The sequence below is a fragment of the Bacillus sp. ISL-75 genome (genome assembly GCF_018613095.1).
Map to the genome: position 1 here is coordinate 25522 of NZ_JAGGQX010000012.1, position 18725 is coordinate 44246.

An 18725-nucleotide genomic window follows, 5' to 3' on the forward strand; every position below is an offset into this window, starting at 1 on the left:
ATTTTTACACAATCGTTTGATTAACATGCCAACTTGGAAGAACCCGTCGATGATTGTAGAAAGTCATTTTTATTGGCTAGCTTTGTAGTATTTGAGAAGAAAGCAGAGCTTTTCCTCGACAAGAAAAATCTCTTGAATTGAGACTAAGGTTCTTTTTTCAAAAGGGTTTGTGGCACTTTCAATCAAACGTTTAATTAGGAAGAATTCTATCGTCATTTGTTGAATATGTAGAGTGCTTATTGGTGGAAAATGGTAGAATGAAAGTGTTAGCTGAAATGAAAATGATTATGATTGATGTATTTGCTAGTTTTGGAGGGGATTAATTGAATAAAAAAAGAACAAAGAAACAATAGAGAGATTTTGAAAATGGTATATACTTATTCCTTTTATTGGTTGCTGGAATTGTGTTTCTTCATTAAACTCTTTTACAGATTGCATGTGTCCATCTTGTAATTGGCTAATATTTCCTGCGGTGCCTGTAAAAGAGGGTGTTCATCATATAATTATTGAAAGGAAAGTTTATCGAAAATAACAGATAGCAAATACCAAAAGTGTAGCATGAATGGTTGTATTGCTAAGATACCGACAAGTAAGGTTAAATAGATTGATAACTACATAAATAAATAGATTGGGGAAAATGGAGTCATGAAATCTTTTTTAGTAAAATCAGTGTTACTAACGGCATGTATGGTCAGTTTGTTTCATGGGAAAGCGGCAGCAGAATCGGAAACAGATTGGTCATTGAATTGTGCAAAATATGGTGCCATTAAACCAAATGAAAACCCAACTTACCAACATATCAATTGTTTGTTGACAAACGCTGCAATCCAAGCGGATATTCCGCCTGAAGTCGTAAAAGGGATTGCCACAAAAGAATCCGACTGGAGACAATTCGTCGATGGTAAGCCGTACATCTCGAATGACAAGGGAATTGGGATTATGCAAATCACAGATACAACATTACCAGATGAACAGCAAGAGCGCTTAAAGAATGATATTCTTTACAATATCGAAACAGGCGTACGTATTCTCAATTACAAGGCCAGTTTGACTACGCTTCCGCACATCAAAGGAGCAGGAAGAGACATTATTGAAAATTGGTATTTTCCTGTCATGGCGTACAATGGGGTCGTGCAAGTGAATAGTCCTCTATTCCAAGAAACGGGAGAAATTAATCATGAAGCCTATCAAGAATTAGTTTTCGGAAAAATCGAAAAAGAAAGTTACTTGGACGATACCTTCTTAGAAAGGTATCCATTTGAAGTGAAGGATTTCAAATACGTTGATAAGTTTATTGAATTTCTACAGCCCGAATATATCGTACAGGGTGTTCATGAGACAACGATCCGATTAACTGAAGGAGACCGAGTGATTACAACAAAGGATAAGGTTAACTTACGAAAAGGACCAGGTGCACCGTGTGTTGAAAAGGTATTGCCAATCAATACACCATTACTCATTGAGGGTCCATTTGAATTTGATGAGACTGAAACAAGCAGAAATCAATTTGTCTGGTTCCCAGTGAAAACAGTCGATGGACTTTACGTTGGATATGTTTCATCGGCTTATATCGAGAAACAGGTCGATACGGTTCCTCCGGTGGATGAAACATCACCAGAAGCCCCTGTCGTAAATGAAGTGACTGATAGCTCAGTAGAAATCACCGGAACAGCGGAGCCATTATCAACCGTTAAAGTAATGGTCGATGGTAAATGTGAATCACTTGGTACGGATGTAGCAGATGAAAATGGTAACTTTTCAATAACGATTGAAAAATTAAAGGCAGATACAGAAGTACTTGTGAACGCAATAGATAAGTCCGGAAATATTAGCGGAGCTACGATTGAAACCGTGGTGGATCGAACTCCACCGTCAGAACCATCAGTTAATCCAGTTACCAATAAAGCAGTCGAAATCACAGGGAAAACTGAAGCCGGAGCAATTGTTAAAGCCGTTATAGGTAGTAAAACTTACCGCGCCACTGCTGATCTGAATGGAATTTTTAAAATAATAATCCCGGTTCAAATTAGTGGAACGGCAATTTCCGTTACTTCAACCGATCTCGCACAGAACCAAAGTAAGTCCAAAAAGGTGGCAGTTACAAGAATTGCTCCAAATATTCCGGTGGTTAATACGGTAACAAACAAATCGACCACAGTAACAGGGGTAACCGAAAAAGCAGCCACCGTTATCGTGAAAGCAGGGACGTTATCATATAGCGGCATTGCTGACTCTTATGGAAAGTTCACAGTCAAGATACCTACTCAAAACAGCGGCGTGGAATTGAGCATCACCGCGAAGGACGCAGCAGGAAACATCAGCTTACCGAAGAAAATGCAGGTTACTAGGGTTGCTCCGAATGTCCCGGTTGTTAACATAGTCAACAATAAAGCGGCAACGGTTACAGGAAAAACCGAAAAGTATGCTGTTGTATCTGTTCTTATTGGCACAAAATCTTACGGCGTCAAAGCAGATAGTGTTGGCAATTTTAAAGTGGCCATCCCGATTCAAACCAGCGGTACTTCAATTAAAGTAACTTCAAACGTAGCTGGTAAGGTTAGTAATGCACGATCCTTAACGGTTAATCGAGTCGCACCGAATATACCGGTTGTGAATTCTGTAAGATATTACTCAACCTCCGTTACCGGAAAAACCGAAAAGTATGCAGTTGTCGCAGTAAAAATCGGCACCAAAGTTTATACATCGAAAGCAAATATCTATGGGAACTTTAAAGTAACCATTCCAAAACAAAAAGCTGGAACCAAATTATTTGTAACGGCAAAGGATTCAAAAGGTTTAATTAGTGCAACAAGAACGGTAAAGGTTTATTAAAATGGGAAAGGAGCTGAACTCCTTTCCCATTTTTTTATTAACCTTAATTAAGAAGTTCGCCACTTTTTTGAAATCTCTTCAATATGATGAGGTGCTGTTCTGCAGCATCCTCCTATTAGTCGTGCCCCTGCAAGGTACCATTCTTCAGATTTAAAGTCGAGCCCATTACATAATTCTTGACCATGCCATGTTTTAGTTTCTGGATTATAGGTTTCACCAGAGTTCGGATAAACAATAATCGGTTTTTTGGTGTTTGTTCGCAACTCGTTGATAGCTTCTGTTACGATTGTCACTGGTGCACAATTGAGACCAATGGCAACAATTTGTTCGTTGTCACCAAACACTCTCGCACACTCTGCCAGCGGCGTACTGTCACTTATCGCTTTCTCATTTTTCAAAGAAAAGGATAGCCAGGCATATGTATCTGGAAATTCCTTCAACAATGAAGCTAATACCTTTGCTTCCTGCAGGGAAGGAATCGTTTCAAATGCTAATAGATCAGCACCTGCTTCAATCAACGCTGACATTCTTGTGCGATGAAAGTCTATTAATGTTTCATCTGTAACACCGTAGTTTCCCACATACTCTGAACCATCGGCTAGGTAAGCCCCATAAGGGCCAACGGATGCGGCAACCAATGGCTTAGGTCTATTGGTTTGTGAATTTTCCTGCCAAAAATCATCTCTTGCTTTTCTCGCAAGTAACACCGTTTTCTTAATTAGTTCTAAAGCTTCTTTCTCTTGGATACCACGCTTGGAAAAACCGTCAATGGTTGCTTGATAGCTTGACGTTATGGCACAGTCCGCCCCAGCACGAAAATAGTCAGTATGAACCTGATAAATCAATTCTGGATTTTCTAGTAATACACGTGCAGACCAGAGGGGATCGTCCAAATTACACCCATGCGACTCTAGCTCTGTGGCTAACGCTCCGTCCAGTAGCATAATGGAATGTTCGGATAAAATAGCCTTAATAGGGTTGATTTTGTTGGACATAGTCTGCTCCTCTTTTCTTTAAACTCTGGGTTACATAATAACTTGCATAGCAAAACAATATAAATGGAATGCCACAATATAAGGCAATTCGTTGGGTGGGGTCAAATGCGATTCCAATACATGAAGCAAGACAAAGGATAAAGGAAGCGATTGGTACCAAAGGATAGAATGGTGTACGATAAACCAAGTCCTTTACGGAATTTCCTTCTTTAATATATTGTCTGCGAAAGAAAAACTGTGAAGCACTAATACTCATCCAAACTACCACCACAGCTAGGCCCGAGATGGATACAAGTACGATATACACTGTATCTGGTGCAATAATACTTGAGAACAAAGCTAAACCACCGCCAAACATGCTAAAAATGACTGCATATATTGGAACACCTTGTTTTGTTAATTTTGCAAAAATGGGTGATATCGTATTCTTATCTGCTAGTGACCAAAGCATTCTTGAAGAGGCATAAAGACCTGAGTTTGCAGCAGATAGAATGGCTGTTAATATGACAAAGTTCATAATATCCGCTGCATATGGTACGCCAATTTGTTCAAGAACGGCAACAAAGGGGCTCTCTAATACTCCTGCATCTGAAGTAGGCAATAATGCAGATAATACAACAATCGTTCCTACAAAAAAGATAATCAATCTCCACAATGTTGTACGAATAGCCTTTGGTATCGCTTTTTCCGGATTTGCTGTTTCCCCCGCTGCAATTCCTATTAATTCCGTTCCTGAAAAGGCAAAGTTAACCGCAAGCATTGTCATGACAATCGCAAAAGCACCATTAGGAAATAAACCTGCACTTGTAAAATTAGAGAAGAACGGTGCCGATTGGGAATGAGTCATCGGAAGAAAACCTACCATTGCCGCTGCTCCTACAACAATAAACAGAACAATCGCTATTACCTTTATAGACGCAAACCAGAATTCAGATTCAGCGAAAAACTTAACCGTCAGTATATTTAAGACAAAAACCAAAATAGCAAACAGCAAACTCCAATTCCAGACATTAATGGATGGAAACCATCGCTGCATTAATAATCCTGCAGCCGTAAATTCAGAACCTAAAGCAACAGTCCAAGTTAGCCAGTACAACCAAGCAACTGTATACCCAGTCCCTGGTCCAATATATTTAGTCGCATAACTGTGAAAGGCACCAGTTTCAGGCATATGTACGGAAAGCTCTCCTAAGCATAGCATGACGAGATAAACCACTAGTGCACCAATCAGATAGGAAAGAATGGTCCCAAACGGGCCAGCCTGTTGAATCGTGTAACCCGAACTTAAGAATAATCCTGTTCCAATCACTCCGCCGAGCGATAGCATAACTAAATGCCGTGTTTGCATTTTTCTTTGAAATTTTTGCTTGCCTTTCTTCTCCATCATAGTCTCCTTTTTCCTACATCCAGAAAAAACAAAAAACGCACTCAGATAAATGAGTGCGTTACTGACAAATAATAACGTAGCTCTTATCTATCAAGGCTTCACACCCGATGGAATTAGCACAGTGTCTTATTAGACCTGTTGCTGAGGTTTCATAGGGCCAGTCCCTCCACCTCTCTGGATAAGAAATATTTTTTTAAACTTTATCAATCTATTAAATAATTGTCAATATATTTCTGAGTTTTTTAAAATTTTAAAACCTTATAAGCAAAAAATATTATAATTATGCTTATCTAATATAAATTCAAGTGAAAATTTCGCCGTTACTTAAGCTTTTGTATCCTTCAGGAACTGTGAAAATTTCTACTGTAATCGTGAATCCATAACTTATGAAGATTTTTATAATCTCTAGTTCGTCACTTTTACTTTGGTTACAATTCTCATACTCCTAAAAATTTTTTAAGAGCTTCTTTATTTTGCTGAAAGTCCACTTCTAATACTTCACCAATCTCTTCAAGACGTTTATTTTGAAAACTGCCATCTTCAGGGATTCGAATTGTTTCTATGTCTCCACTTTTCTTAGTCAAAATGTCTTTTCCAATCGTCAAAAGTGTGTAAGTATCAATATTTGTATCGATGTATGTTTTTAGAAGACCTAATAGCTCAGGAAGTTTCACCACAATATGTGGACTTACAGCTTTTTCTTTTAATTTTGAGATCACTTCTTGCTGTCTTTGTACCCGTCCGAAGTCACTTAAACGATCATGACGAAAACGGACATATCCTAACAGCTCTTTACCATGCAGTTGTTGCATTCCTTTTTCTAACTTCATTCCTATGCCAGAAGACATCTCATATGGTACGTTTACTTCAATTCCATTTGGAACGAGGAGATCGACCGCTTTTTCGAATCCTTTAAAGTCGACTATCGCATAATAATGAATATCTAGCCCGAAATTTTCTTTAATGGTTTCCTTCAGTAATTCTGGACCTCCATATGTATAAGCTGCATTTAATTTTTGTGGTTTATGTCCAGGTATAGAAACATACATATCACGCATTAGGGAAATAAGTTTCACCTTATGAGTGTGTTGATCATAATGTGCAATCATGATCGTATCAGTTCGAGCTTGTTTTTCTCCGCGGGAGTCACTTCCTAATAATAGAACATTTACTTCATCTATTTTATTTTTCTCCCCTTGAAAAGAATGTTTTGCTTCCACTTTTTTAAGTGGTTGGTTCAGCGTTTTTATAGTTCCTTCTATGTACTGAAATACAGTAAAAAGACCAACCATAAAGATACCTATGAGAAGAAGGGCGTTAAATAATCTACCCCATCTTACTCTTTTTCTTTTCTTTCTCGTCCGTACCAAACTTTGCACCACCTAGGCTGAATAATAATTAATTTACACAATATTCATATGTATCTATTAGATTATGGACGCTTCTCCAGTTTCTGAAAGAGTTAAACAGAAAAAGAAGGAGTTTCGATCTTTTTTAACAAACCCTTAAAGTAGTCATTATCCCATAATTACTTTACATCTTTTTGAATATTAGGTTACATTTTTTTGAAATTCGGATTACATCGTGCCTGACACGCCCCGGTGAAGAAATAAAAAACCATGCTGTTTTCCCAGCATGCCTTCAATCTCATCTACATTACTGGAAGGTTTAGATATACTCCCTATAGAATTATAGGAGTTTGAAAATTATTTAGTAGAGTTACTAATCCAGTTAGGCTTTAGTGCACAGGTAACAGGAGATCAAGGTGTGGATATGGAGCATAAAGGGCATAACTAGTTAAAAATAACTAGTTGTGCCTTTTTGTGTGCAAATCTCCCGATTGTCCCCGAAAGGAACCCACCTGTGGAGTCATTATTTTTTGTGAACGGTTGCATTAACCGGTTGACGGAGAGATTGAGAGGTGCTATTATGTGTCAGTAATAATCACATATAGGATTTGATATCATATATGTGATGTGTAATAAAGGAGGGAGATTATGTCGGTAAAATCGGCTGAACGAGTTCTCCAGGTATTTGAATTACTAGCCCATAATCCTGATGGGTTATTGATTAAAGAGATTAGTGAAAAACTTTCATTTCCGCAGAGCAGCACATCGAACCTTATTGCCACTCTTTTAAAACAAGGATATTTAAGTTTAGACAGCATGAAGAAATATAAGCTTGGAGCAAAGTTAGTTCACATTGGCACCATGGCTATGGAGAACTTAGATATTTCTCTTCAAGCGAAGCCATATCTTGAAAAATTAATGCAAAGTGTTCAGGAAACAGTATTTATGGCAACGCTGTCAGGGGAAGATCTGGTCTATCTTACTAAAATAAACAGCAATCGATCGATTCGAACAACCGCTCAAACGGGATACAGTAAACCGCTTTATTGTACGGGGTTAGGTAAAACCTTTTTAGCGAATATGGCAGATGAGGAAAGAAAAGGCATCTTAGATCGGGTTGACTTAGTATCAATCACCGCGAAAACCATCACCAATAGGGAAGAGTTAGAGAAAGAACTATATCAGTATTCATTAATTGGCTACACCATTGATGATGAAGAAAATGAAGAAGGATTATATTGTGTGGCAGCTCCTATTTTTGGTGCGGACCGAAGGATTCAAGCTGCTATTAGTGTGGCAGGTCCAAAAGAACGAATGCTAGCTCAAAAAGCAGAGGTAGTGGAACGCGTCCTTTGGACATCAAAGAAAATATCTGAAAGTATCGGATGTATTTTATAAGAAACAAGGTGAGTACATGGATGTTATAAGCATTGGGGAAACGATGGTTTTACTAACCCCAAATACGCCTGGAAAAATGCGCTATTCAAATCAATTTACCTCGAAGATAGCTGGTGCAGAAACGAATACACTTATTGGGCTAGCAAAACTTGGCCATAAGGCGGGGTGGATTAGCCGGTTAGGGAGAGACGAATTTGGAGCTCAAATCTTAACTTCCGTTCGCGGAGAAGGGGTAGATATTAGTCGAGTAGCTTTGGACGAGAATGCCCCAACAGGTGTATTTTTTAAAGAAATTATCAATCAAGATCGGGTTAATATTTACTATTACCGAAAGAATTCAGCAGCGAGTCAGCTTACTCCTGCTGATCTTGATCAGGAGTATATCGCTCAGGCGAAATTCTTATACATATCAGGAATTACTCCCGCTCTAAGTCCATCGTGTAGAGAGACCATCATTTATGCGATTGAAATAGCTAAGGGTAACGGGGGGAGAGTTGTGTTTGACCCGAATATTCGCAGGAAGCTGTGGGAAGATGACGAAGCAAGGGCAACCATCTTAGAAATTGCAGGGAAATCAGACATTGTCTTACCTGGGATTGGTGAATGTGAATTTTTGTTTGGCACAAGGGATTGTGAAAAAGCAGCTCGTTCCTTACTGGCTTTAGGTGCAGAGACCGTGATCGTCAAGCTTGGCGAAAAAGGAGCTTATTATTCTACTGCAGCTGAAAAAGGATATATTGATAGTTTTACAGTTAAAAACGTAGCCGATCCAGTCGGAGCAGGAGATGGTTTTGCTGCAGGAGTACTTTCTGGATTTCTCGATGGCCTATCTATTGGAGAGGCCGTGAAACGAGGCTGCGCAATCGGTGCTATGGTTGCTACCATAAACGGTGATATAGAAGGACTACCGGACAGGATTGAATTGAAACAATTTACTCAATCAAATTTAAGGGATGAAGTCAATCGTTAGTTTTTAAGAAGGAAGGGAATGTCTAATGAGTACACTGCAAAAAATCTTAGATCATAAATTAATCGCTATTATACGCGGAGCAAAACCTGAGGATACATTAAACATTGTTCGATCCTTATATGAAGGGGGGATAAGAGTCGTTGAAATCACGATGAATTCCCCGAAAGCGCTATCTGCAATTGAGATGGTCGCTGATACATTTGGCAAAGAAATGGCCGTAGGTGCAGGAACGGTTTTGGATCCAGAATCTGCCCGAAGCGCCCTTCTTGCAGGTGCTCAATTTATTCTATCTCCGACGTTAAAGGCTGAAACGATTCGGATGACCAAAAGATATGGTGCGGTGAGTATTCCTGCTGCTTACACTCCGACTGAAATTTTGGAGGGCTATGAACAAGGCGGCGATATTATTAAAGTTTTTCCGGCAACGACTTTAGGTCCGAAGTTTATCAAGGATATGGGGGGACCACTGCCGCAAATTCCTTTATTGCCAACAGGCGGTGTGGGCTTAAATAATATCCAGGACTATCTTGCTGCTGGTGCTGCAGGACTCGGAATTGGTAGTTCTCTTGTGAATACAAAAGAGGAAATAACAGGCGAGTATTTAGTGCGTTTAACGGAAAAAGCAAAGCAATTTACATTAGCAGCCAAAAACTAATACTACTAATAAATGGAGAGTGTTCATTATGAAAATAACAGGTTATGAATTATTCACAGTCCAACCACGCTGGTTATTCTTAAAAATTGAGACAGATGAAGGTATTGTTGGTTGGGGAGAGCCGGTCATCGAAGGTAAAGCGGCAACCGTAAAAGCTGCAGTTGATGAAATGATGACTTATTTAGTAGGTAAAGATCCTTTAAGAATTGAAGATCATTGGAATGTTATGTACCGAGGTGCCTTTTACCGAGGCGGCGCTATTTTGATGAGTGCGATTGCTGGTATTGACCAAGCTCTTTGGGATATCAAAGGTAAATATTTCAATGCACCAGTTTACCAGTTACTAGGAGGAGCATGCCGCGATTCGATCAAGGTGTATTCATGGATTGGCGGAGATCGCCCAAGTGATACAGCCCGTGCTGCGAAGGAATGTGTAGAACGAGGGTTTCAAGCGGTTAAAATGAATGGAACCGAAGAATTACAATATATTGATTCCTATGACAAGATTGATAGAGTACTAGAAAACGTTGCCGCTGTTCGTGAGGCTGTTGGAAGAAATATTGGAATTGGTATTGATTTTCATGGACGTGTACATAAACCAATGGCAAAAGTATTGGCTAGAGCCCTTGAAGAATTTAATCCTATGTTTATTGAAGAACCTGTCTTGCCAGAGAATAATGAGGCACTAAAGGAAATTGCTTCGTTAACATCGATTCCGATTGCAACGGGTGAGCGTATGTTCTCAAGATGGGATTTTAAACCGTTATTACAAGGCGGATACGTGGATATTATCCAACCTGACTTATCACATGCAGGCGGTATTACCGAATGTAAAAAGATTATTAGCATGGCTGAGGCATATGATGTGGCCGCTGCTCCGCATTGTCCATTAGGACCCATCGCTTTAGCTGCGTGTTTACAAGTGGATGCCACTGCACATAATGCGTTTATCCAAGAACAAAGCTTGGGAATTCACTATAACCAGGGCAGTGATTTATTAGACTATCTAAAGGATCCAACTGTCTTTGATTATGAAAACGGTTATGTGAAAATTCCACAAGGACCAGGTCTTGGTATTGAAGTGAATGAAGAGTTTGTTCGTAAAATGGCAAAAGAAGGTCACCAATGGCAAAATCCAGTTTGGCGCCATCGTGATGGTAGTGTGGCTGAGTGGTAATCCTCCTTTTTTAAAAGGGTGAAAATGTGCTTGGACTTACCTTTGAACACCGGGGTAATGCGGCAAAGGTAAGTCCTCTGAGCGCATGGCGAAAGATGTATTGATTGAACGTTAAAAGAATGAAAAAAATTACCTACAAGGGGATGAGAAAAATGAATAATAAAGCGACGAAGGTTCGTTATGCTGTTGTGTTTATGTTGTTCTTTACCGTAATTGTCAACTATATGGACCGAAGCAACATCTCCATCGCAGCTCCTTTTATAACAAAGGAATTAGGAATAGACTCGGTTACAATGGGCTTAATTTTCTCTGCTTTTGGCTGGACCTATTGTGCTCTGCAAATTCCTGGCGGCTGGGTCTTAGATAAGTTAGGAAACCGAAATACGCACGCCATTGGTATTGCAGGATTTTCTATTATGACTTTATTGCAAGGGTTTGCAAGCGGTTTCTCTGGGTTGTTTTTATTACGTGTAGGTTTGGGTGTGTTTGAAGCCCCTGCTTTTCCAACTAACAGTAAGGTAGCAGCTAGTTGGTTTCCAGAAAATGAACGAGCTAGAGCGATTTCCATTTACACTTCAGGTCAATTTATTGGACTAGCCTTTTTAACACCAACCCTTATCTTCCTACAGCAATCCTTTGGCTGGCGGGGATTGTTCTCATTGCCGGTATCGTTGGTCTTGCTTGGTCGGTCCTTTGGTATATTTTCTATCGCGATCCAAATAAAAGTAAAAAGGTCAATCAAGCGGAACTTGATTATATCCGCGAAGGAGACGGATTTATTGAAGCGTCAGAAAAGGGAGAAAAGGTTAGAATTGGAGCAAAGGATTTCCGTCTAATTTTGAGTAGTAGAAAATTGTGGGGCATTTTTATTGGACAATTTGCAGTGAACTCCACACTTTGGTTCTTTTTGACATGGTTCCCTACCTATCTAGTGGAATATAGAGGATTAAGTTTTATTAAAACAGGATTTTTATCGTCATTGCCGTTTCTCGCTGCCTTCGTGGGTGTTTTATCAGCCGGTTTTCTTTCTGATTTCCTTGTGAAAAAGGGTGTTTCGAAAGATAAAGCAAGAAAAGCACCAATTATCACTGGTTTATTATTGTCAACCTCAATTATCGGTGCGAATTATGTTGATAGTCCTGGATTAATCGTGATGTTTATGTCTATTGCCTTTTTTGGTAACGGTTTCGCATCCATCACTTGGGTTTTCGTTTCGCTTCTAGCTCCAAAACGATTAATTGGAATTGCTGGCGGGGTATTTAACTTCATCGGTGGTACGGCCTCTATCATTATTCCCATCGTTATTGGATTCTTGGTAAAAGGCGGTAACTTTGCCCCTGCACTAACCTTCATTGCGTGTGTAACCCTAACGGGAGCATTGTCTTACATCTTCCTAGTTGGCAAAGTTGAACGTGTAAAAGAACCAATAGATCAATTGGGAAAAGTCGCCTCTTAAATTAGCATACCTGTCACCACCCGAGTTTTTTCGGAAATTGCTAAAGACAAAAAAACCACCTTGGATCTACTTGAAAGCAGATCCAAGGTGGTTTCTCTTTTTTATGTTCGCTCCCTCATCCAATTTGGTTCCTTTGAGAATAATATGGGAATCATTGCATTTTCCGTCACTTTTTGATAATGCAATAAGGGGCAAGGGCACTTTATCCCCTACAGGTAGACAGTAACTTAGCTATGCTGAATCAAGCCTTAGTATTCGTTGAAATACTCTTGGATCTTGTTAGAGTCGTCGGTTTTGGTGAGTGCCAACATCAACAGGATACGAGCTTTTTGAGGGTTAATGTTGCCAGAATTGACGAAGTGGTTGTCTGCGTCAATTTGTTCGTGAGTAACCATGCCTACTGGTACACGGGTGTCTCGAACAACGACAACACCATTCTTCACAGCATCCTGCAGACCCGGAAGCGTTTTTTCATGGATAGAACCGTTACCTGTACCAGCGTGGATAATTCCCTTCGCACCGGCAGCAACCGTAGCGTCAACTATTACACGGTCATCATTGGCATGTGAATAAACAATATCAACACGATGCAGATTGTCTTCAGTGATCTTGCGAATGTCAAACTCGGACTCAGTGGTGTGCTTTTTAATTGGCAGGTTATAGAAATAGGGATTACCGCCTTGTATATAGCCGAGGGAGCCGAGCTCCGGATTATTGAAGGCATCAACGTCGGTGGTATTAGTTTTAAATGTGTCGCGAGCGCTTCCAATCTTGTCATTCATGGTGATCAGGACGCCCTTGCCGCGAGCTTCCTTGGAACCAGCAAGTGCTACAGCGTTGTACAGGTTCAACGGACCGTCAGCAGAGATTGACGTAGAGGGGCGCATTGAACCAACCACGACGATCGGTTTGTCAGAATGAATAGTCAGGTTGAGAAAGTAAGCCGTTTCCTCCATTGTATCGGTACCGTGGGTGATGACAACACCGTCACACTTTGGATCATCCAATTCCTTTTGGACTTCCTTCGCCAGTTTGACCATTATGGCATTAGTGTTAGACGTACCAGAATCAATGCGTGATACCTGCTCAGTGGAAATGTTAGCAATATCTTTTATCGTAGGAACTGCTTCTATTAGTTGATTTGGGGTTAGGACGCCAGCCTGATAGCCGGTTGTTTGGGTAGAAGTAGAACCAGTTCCTGCGATGGTGCCACCCGTTGCCAGAATTTTAATGTTAGGTAATTTTTTCTCAACAGGATTAGTTGTATTAGATGTTGTAATCTGTTTAGCTTCAACAGGATGCGATGCACCAGTGTAACTTGAAGAGATGGTGATAATCCCGGTTGACATTAATGCTAGTGAGGTGAGAGCAACTTTTTTCTTTGTAGTTAGTTTCTTCATTAGAAATTCCTCCATATAACTTGTGATTGGCAAAAATAAAAGTGAAACTTCCATCAGTGGGATCTTACTGCCCGTTAATTCGGGATAAATCTTAGTAAGCGCTTTCGTGTTTGTTCTAAAAAAGGATAATTTTAATTTATAATAAGAACTACTAAAAACTACAAAAACTCACAAAAAAATGAAAATTTAAAAAAATGATTGTTTTAATACCAGTTAGTTCTTTGGGTTCTGGTGCAAAAACTTGAAGACAATTGCAAGTAATCTCTAAATCTTGAATACTTTTAGTCTCAGTGGAAGCATTACGAACTAGAAATTACTCTTTTCACAGTAAGGTGGTACTTACGGTACAACTTGAGGATGGCGGAAGAAGAGCAAGGGATCGAATTCGAACACGGAAGCGTGAGGCAATTGATTTGGCTCTACAAAGATTCCAGTGCCTGTCACGCCCCGAACTTTGTGTAGTAGGGAATGGACGGGAAAATAAAAGAATTATGTAAGTTTAATAGAAACCTATCTGATTTTGTGGAAAGGTGGGTTATTTCCTGCGAAATACACTTCCAGTTCTCGACAATTTTCATTCTTGTATGGCAGGGAAGGTTCTTATAAATCAGTACTTGTAGCTGTCATTGGTGATTTTATAGCCAAGTTGATTGGAGCGGAAAGCGAAGCGCCTGGAGCGGAATCAACAGCCAAGTTTAACAAAGCCAACATTTTAAATAACAAAGCGAACTAAAAAAGGAGAAGAGAAATCATCATCAGACAATTTCTCTTCTCCTTTTGTTGTGAAGCGTTCTACAACTTGATTATTTTTGAAAAACTAGCATGAGTAAAATCCTATTCAAGTAATTTCCCCAATGGCTTGTAGATGCTATCTACCAAATTGGTGGGTCCGGGAGTATCCGGGTAAAAGAGAAGAATGAAACTAAGAACCCAACCCATTGCCAGCAGGCATACAAAAACAATTTTCTCTTTTTTTTCCTTTGACTTTATTTTTGGCCACTCGTATAAAAACATGAGAGCTAAAACGATTGAAAACGCAAAAACAATCGCCCATTTCATATATCTTCCACCTCACTTTTCGGTACTGCAGGTGGATCAGTAGAAAGGCCTGGTCGTAGAATTTTAACATTAATATCATACTCTATTTCAACAGTTGGAAAAATTTCATCCCAATTTACTTTAGCTGATTGCCACTCTTTCGTGTATTTACGCTGAAAACTTCTATGAAAGTTAAAGATGTCCACATTCATTTCTTGTTGCACTTCTTCAACCGCTTCCTGTATTCTTTCTTCTATCTTTTCTTCAAATTTCCTTTCAAGCATCCTCATACTGTTAGGATCTCTTAAGTCCAAGGTGCTGGCATTTTGAATCACATCATCCTCTACTTTGCAATTAATCGTTATTTTCCATGTTTCATTTTCAATTCGCGGAATCAGCTTCGTATAGGAACGAATCATTTCACCTGTGACCTTGCCTTCCCCCTCTTCTACATCAACCGTGATGGTCGCAGATTTAATTTCATCTCTTACCCATAATAATCCCCTTGTGACTGATTCATCTAAGGTCCCAACCATTTTATCTCCTTTAAACACGGCGGTACCGCTTAGCATCAATTGCGTTTTATCCTTCATTTTTCCTTCATCCTTTTTGGAGGAAATACTTGTAACCATAGGCAATGCCGCTCCTCCTGTTTCACTTGCAAACATTTGCATCAGTTCACTCATCGTAATATCCATTCCTATTTGAAACTGTGCTAATTCAGTAAGCGTCTCTGAGGAACTATTTTCTAAATGGGGCAGGCTTGAAATAATATCCTTAGCCTTTCCTTCACAAACGAAAACACTGTTTCTTAATCGAGCTTCTGGTAATCGTGAAAAGAAGTCCATATGCTCTCGAATTCCTTTTTCCGCTAGTTCTTCTCCAATTACGGTTGCAGAACCATGCCCCAAAAACAAGGTGCGAGCAATTTTTTGCTGCAGCTTCGATCGAGCTGCAGCCATTGTCTCACCAGTTGCAGATTCAACAAACGATGTTCGTGAACCTGGAGCTCCTCCACCTTCCTTTATTGCCGCACTCATAGTCTCTGGTATAACTATTTCTACGGAAAGCTCAATTTCATTTTCATTATAGTAATCAATTCCTGTGCTTAGGACAATCGCCACATCATTAACTTCACGGCGATCCCAACATCCGGTAAGGAAAAAAAGTGTATGCCACATCAATACCATCACGAAGGTATTACAAATCGTTTGATTAACCCTTGAGTTCATCTTTTAATCCCTTCCTTTGTTCCACTCTTTTACGTACTAGAGTAATGAATAACAAAAGGGCAGGAAGGATTATTTGCAGCGATAGCAAGTAAAAGACACTAGAAGTTCCAAGAAAACTCTTTAATTCTGTCAGATTAGGGGCAGACCACCGAGCGAATAAAATTAAAAGGAAGCCAAGTGGGAATACAATGGGTTTGTAATTGGATAGCTTTAGCCATTGAGCGGTGCCTAGTGCCAAAGCATAATAAAATACAGAAATTTTTATAAAAGTTCCTAATACCCATAGTGCCATTACAAGCGATTCCAAGTGTTGAAAAAATTTCGCTATACTAACGTATTTTCCTGCATTCATTATCGGATAAGTTAAATCGGCAGTTATTTCTCCAAATATACAAAGGGCTGTCAAATTGGTTAGAACCATAATAAATACTACGCTGAGTACGGAAAGGTTTCCCCATAATAATCCTTTTTTCTGATCCGATAAATAAGGTAGAAAAAAGGCGATAAGAATATATTCGCTAAACCAGGAGGCTGGGGAGGCTGCTCCTAAAAAGGAAGGCTTGAGACCTTTTTCCAGTATAGGGAGCATATTGGTTAGATCCAAATCCTTGATAAGGAAAAGGACAAGCGTCAACCAGAGTAATATCACAATAGGGACAAAATGCTGCGCCGCTCTAGCGATCGTTTCTAATCCGCCGCGGACAGCAAAAGCGCAAACGAGTGTCATACTTCCTAAAATGACCATCTGAGGGGTCTGAAACAAAAAGTTACCCGAGATAAACTCTCCATATTCTCTTATCACAATGCCATTTATATGTAAGTATAAAAATAGATATAAAAAACCAATGATCTTTCCAGGGATATTTCCAATAATACGTTTACTATATTCAATAATTGTTTCTCTTGGATAGTGTTTATGTAATTCATAAGCAATCCATACAGCCAAAAAACCAAAGAAGGAACCCCAAACAGGGGATATCCACATATCACGCTCTGCTTTGGCTGCTGTAATCGAAGGAAGGATCAGTAGAGCGGTAGCCAAGATGGTAGGATGCATCATGATGGCCAGTTGAAAAGATGAAATTTTCCCTTTTTCAATCATTTATTCACCCCCATGATTTGGACCTGGTTTTTGACCAGGAGCTTGACGGTACTTGTTATAATCCCCAGTCAAATGAGGGCGGGAAGAATAAGCCCACCTTGGAAGTCTAAAAAATACATCTTTCATTTCGCTTCCCTTCATCGGTGCAATGGGAGACAAATACGGTACCCCAAAAGAACGTAATGTGCATAAGTGGGTAACAATCATAATGACCCCCAGCATAATTCCCAATAATCCTAACGTTCCTGCTAGGATAAGCATGGGAAAGCGCAGCAATCTAAGAGCCATTCCAGCATTATATCTAGGGATGCCAAACGAAGCGATTCCTGTTACAGCAACAACCATTACCATAGGGGCAGAAACAATTCCTGCTTCAACTGCTGCCTGTCCAATCACTAGTGCTCCGACAATACTTACAGCTGCCCCCATCTGTTTGGGCAATCGAATTCCAGCTTCTCTTAAAATCTCAAACATAATCTCCATCGAAATTGCTTCGATTAAGGCGGGAAATGGGATGGGTTCACGTGACGCTGCCATACTGATTAAAAGTGCAGTTGGAACCATTTCATGATGATACGATAAAACGGCTACATATAAAGAAGGGAGCAAAAGCGAAATGACGATAAATAAAAAACGAAGCCAGCGGATAAATGTACTTATAATTGGACGTTGATAATAATCTTCTGAAGCTTGCATCAGAGAATAGAACGTGGTTGGAGCAACCAGTACAAAAGGAGTGCCATCTGTTATAATCGCAACATGTCCTTCCAATAAATAGGATGAAATAACATCCACCCGTTCCGAATTTAATACTTGGGGAAAAGGAGAATACGGATTATCCTCAATAAATTCCTCAATATACTCGCTTTCCAATATCCCATCGACATCAATTCGATTTAGGCGATTTTCAACCTCCGTGATGAGATTCTGATCTGCTACTCCATCAATATAAGCTACTGCTACACTTGTTTTGGTTAATCTGCCTATTGTGGTTTTTTTTATTTTTAACGTTGGACTTTTGATTTTACGTCGAAGGAGAGCAATATTAACCCCGATGGATTCGATGAATCCTTCGCGCGGTCCCCGTATTACTGATTCAGCAGATGGTTCCTCAATTGCCCTTTTTTCCCATTTTGCTAAACCGACAGAAAATCCCTCACCTTTTTGGTCTATAAGAATGACAGGGTTTCCTGATGACATTTGATCAATCACATCTGTATATGTTTCTACTGTACTAATATTAGAGTTAGAAATCTTTTGTTTCAGATTAGAGGAAGTATTTTCAGAATTTTGCTCTCCAGATTCCTTCAAAAGTGGGGAAAGGATTGTATCGTTAATCCCTTCTACATCCGTTAAGCCTTCAATGTAAATTAACACTGCTTTCTCTTTTCCTTCTATTAAGAAGGAGTGAAAAATAACATCGGGACAATTCTCATAAATGGAATTTAGATTAGTAATATTTTCATTCAAATCATCTACTAGAACATCTTCTGGTTTTGATGATGGAGCTTTATTTTCTTTAGAGACAGTAGATGTTTGATTTTGAAATAATGATTGAATTTTTTTAGGCTTTCTCCACTTACTACGCATCTACAACAATCTCCTAATGTACCAACATTGTTTTTTTATTATGTTTTAAAAAAACAAAAATATGCACATTTTGGTAATTTTATCCTTCGCCTTTTCTAAGTAAGAAGGATATAAAAGAGACCTTTTATATCTCAGCTTGAATTT

General features: G+C 39.4%; 13 protein-coding genes, 1 pseudogene and 1 riboswitch. Of the genes and pseudogenes, 6 read left to right on the forward strand and 8 right to left on the reverse strand.

What is annotated here, in order from left to right; all coding sequences use genetic code 11:
• Positions 1-645: 645 nt before the first annotated feature.
• On the forward strand, positions 646-2832 hold the full coding sequence (locus J7E63_RS05415) for an Ig-like domain-containing protein (RefSeq protein ID WP_215010570.1): 2187 nt from the start codon (positions 646-648) through the stop codon (positions 2830-2832).
• Positions 2833-2879: 47 nt separating this feature from the next.
• Here J7E63_RS05415 and mmuM read toward each other — a convergent pair whose 3' ends face one another.
• From mmuM to J7E63_RS05430, 3 genes are all read right to left on the reverse strand, one after another.
• A complete protein-coding gene (mmuM, locus tag J7E63_RS05420; protein ID WP_215010571.1) occupies positions 2880-3827 on the reverse strand; it encodes a homocysteine S-methyltransferase in 948 nt (315 codons plus the stop codon).
• The gene (gene mmuP, locus J7E63_RS05425; RefSeq protein WP_215010597.1) at positions 3802-5211 is read right to left on the reverse strand and encodes an S-methylmethionine permease; all 1410 of its coding nucleotides are present in this window, start codon (positions 5209-5211) and stop codon (positions 3802-3804) included. The genes mmuM and mmuP overlap by 26 nt, the downstream gene beginning before the upstream one ends.
• Positions 5212-5294: 83 nt before the next feature.
• A riboswitch (SAM riboswitch) is annotated at positions 5295-5399 on the reverse strand.
• 252 nt (positions 5400-5651) lie between these two features.
• The gene (locus tag J7E63_RS05430) at positions 5652-6593 is read right to left on the reverse strand and encodes an LCP family protein (protein WP_308161917.1); all 942 of its coding nucleotides are present in this window, start codon (positions 6591-6593) and stop codon (positions 5652-5654) included.
• 618 nt (positions 6594-7211) lie between these two features.
• Here J7E63_RS05430 and J7E63_RS05435 point away from each other — a divergent pair.
• From J7E63_RS05435 to J7E63_RS05455, 5 genes and pseudogenes are all read left to right on the forward strand, one after another.
• Entirely contained in the window at positions 7212-7961 is a 750-nt protein-coding gene (locus J7E63_RS05435; protein ID WP_215010572.1) for an IclR family transcriptional regulator, read from the forward strand.
• Between the two features lie 16 nt (positions 7962-7977).
• Entirely contained in the window at positions 7978-8931 is a 954-nt protein-coding gene (locus tag J7E63_RS05440; protein WP_215010573.1) for a sugar kinase, read from the forward strand.
• A 25-nt stretch (positions 8932-8956) separates the two neighbouring features.
• A complete protein-coding gene (locus J7E63_RS05445) occupies positions 8957-9586 on the forward strand; it encodes a bifunctional 4-hydroxy-2-oxoglutarate aldolase/2-dehydro-3-deoxy-phosphogluconate aldolase (RefSeq protein ID WP_215010574.1) in 630 nt (209 codons plus the stop codon).
• Positions 9587-9614: 28 nt separating this feature from the next.
• Positions 9615-10763 (forward strand): galactonate dehydratase, encoded by a 1149-nt coding sequence (dgoD, locus tag J7E63_RS05450; RefSeq protein WP_088090027.1) that lies wholly within the window; start codon positions 9615-9617, stop codon positions 10761-10763.
• Positions 10764-10987: 224 nt separating this feature from the next.
• Positions 10988-12219: pseudogene (locus J7E63_RS05455) on the forward strand (MFS transporter).
• A 248-nt stretch (positions 12220-12467) separates the two neighbouring features.
• Here the strand turns inward: J7E63_RS05455 and J7E63_RS05460 are convergent.
• The 5 genes from J7E63_RS05460 to J7E63_RS05480 form a co-directional block, all read right to left on the reverse strand.
• A complete protein-coding gene (locus J7E63_RS05460; protein ID WP_215010575.1) occupies positions 12468-13619 on the reverse strand; it encodes an asparaginase in 1152 nt (383 codons plus the stop codon).
• An 834-nt stretch (positions 13620-14453) separates the two neighbouring features.
• Complete coding sequence (locus J7E63_RS05465; protein WP_215010576.1) at positions 14454-14678, reverse strand: hypothetical protein; 225 nt, start codon at positions 14676-14678, stop codon at positions 14454-14456.
• On the reverse strand, positions 14675-15889 hold the full coding sequence (locus J7E63_RS05470) for a Ger(x)C family spore germination protein (protein WP_215010577.1): 1215 nt from the start codon (positions 15887-15889) through the stop codon (positions 14675-14677). The genes J7E63_RS05465 and J7E63_RS05470 overlap by 4 nt, the downstream gene beginning before the upstream one ends.
• Complete coding sequence (locus J7E63_RS05475; protein WP_215010578.1) at positions 15873-16991, reverse strand: GerAB/ArcD/ProY family transporter; 1119 nt, start codon at positions 16989-16991, stop codon at positions 15873-15875. Before J7E63_RS05475 ends, J7E63_RS05470 begins: the two co-directional genes overlap by 17 nt.
• Entirely contained in the window at positions 16992-18581 is a 1590-nt protein-coding gene (locus tag J7E63_RS05480; RefSeq protein WP_215010579.1) for a spore germination protein, read from the reverse strand. It abuts the gene before it with no gap.
• Positions 18582-18725: the final 144 nt, after the last annotated feature.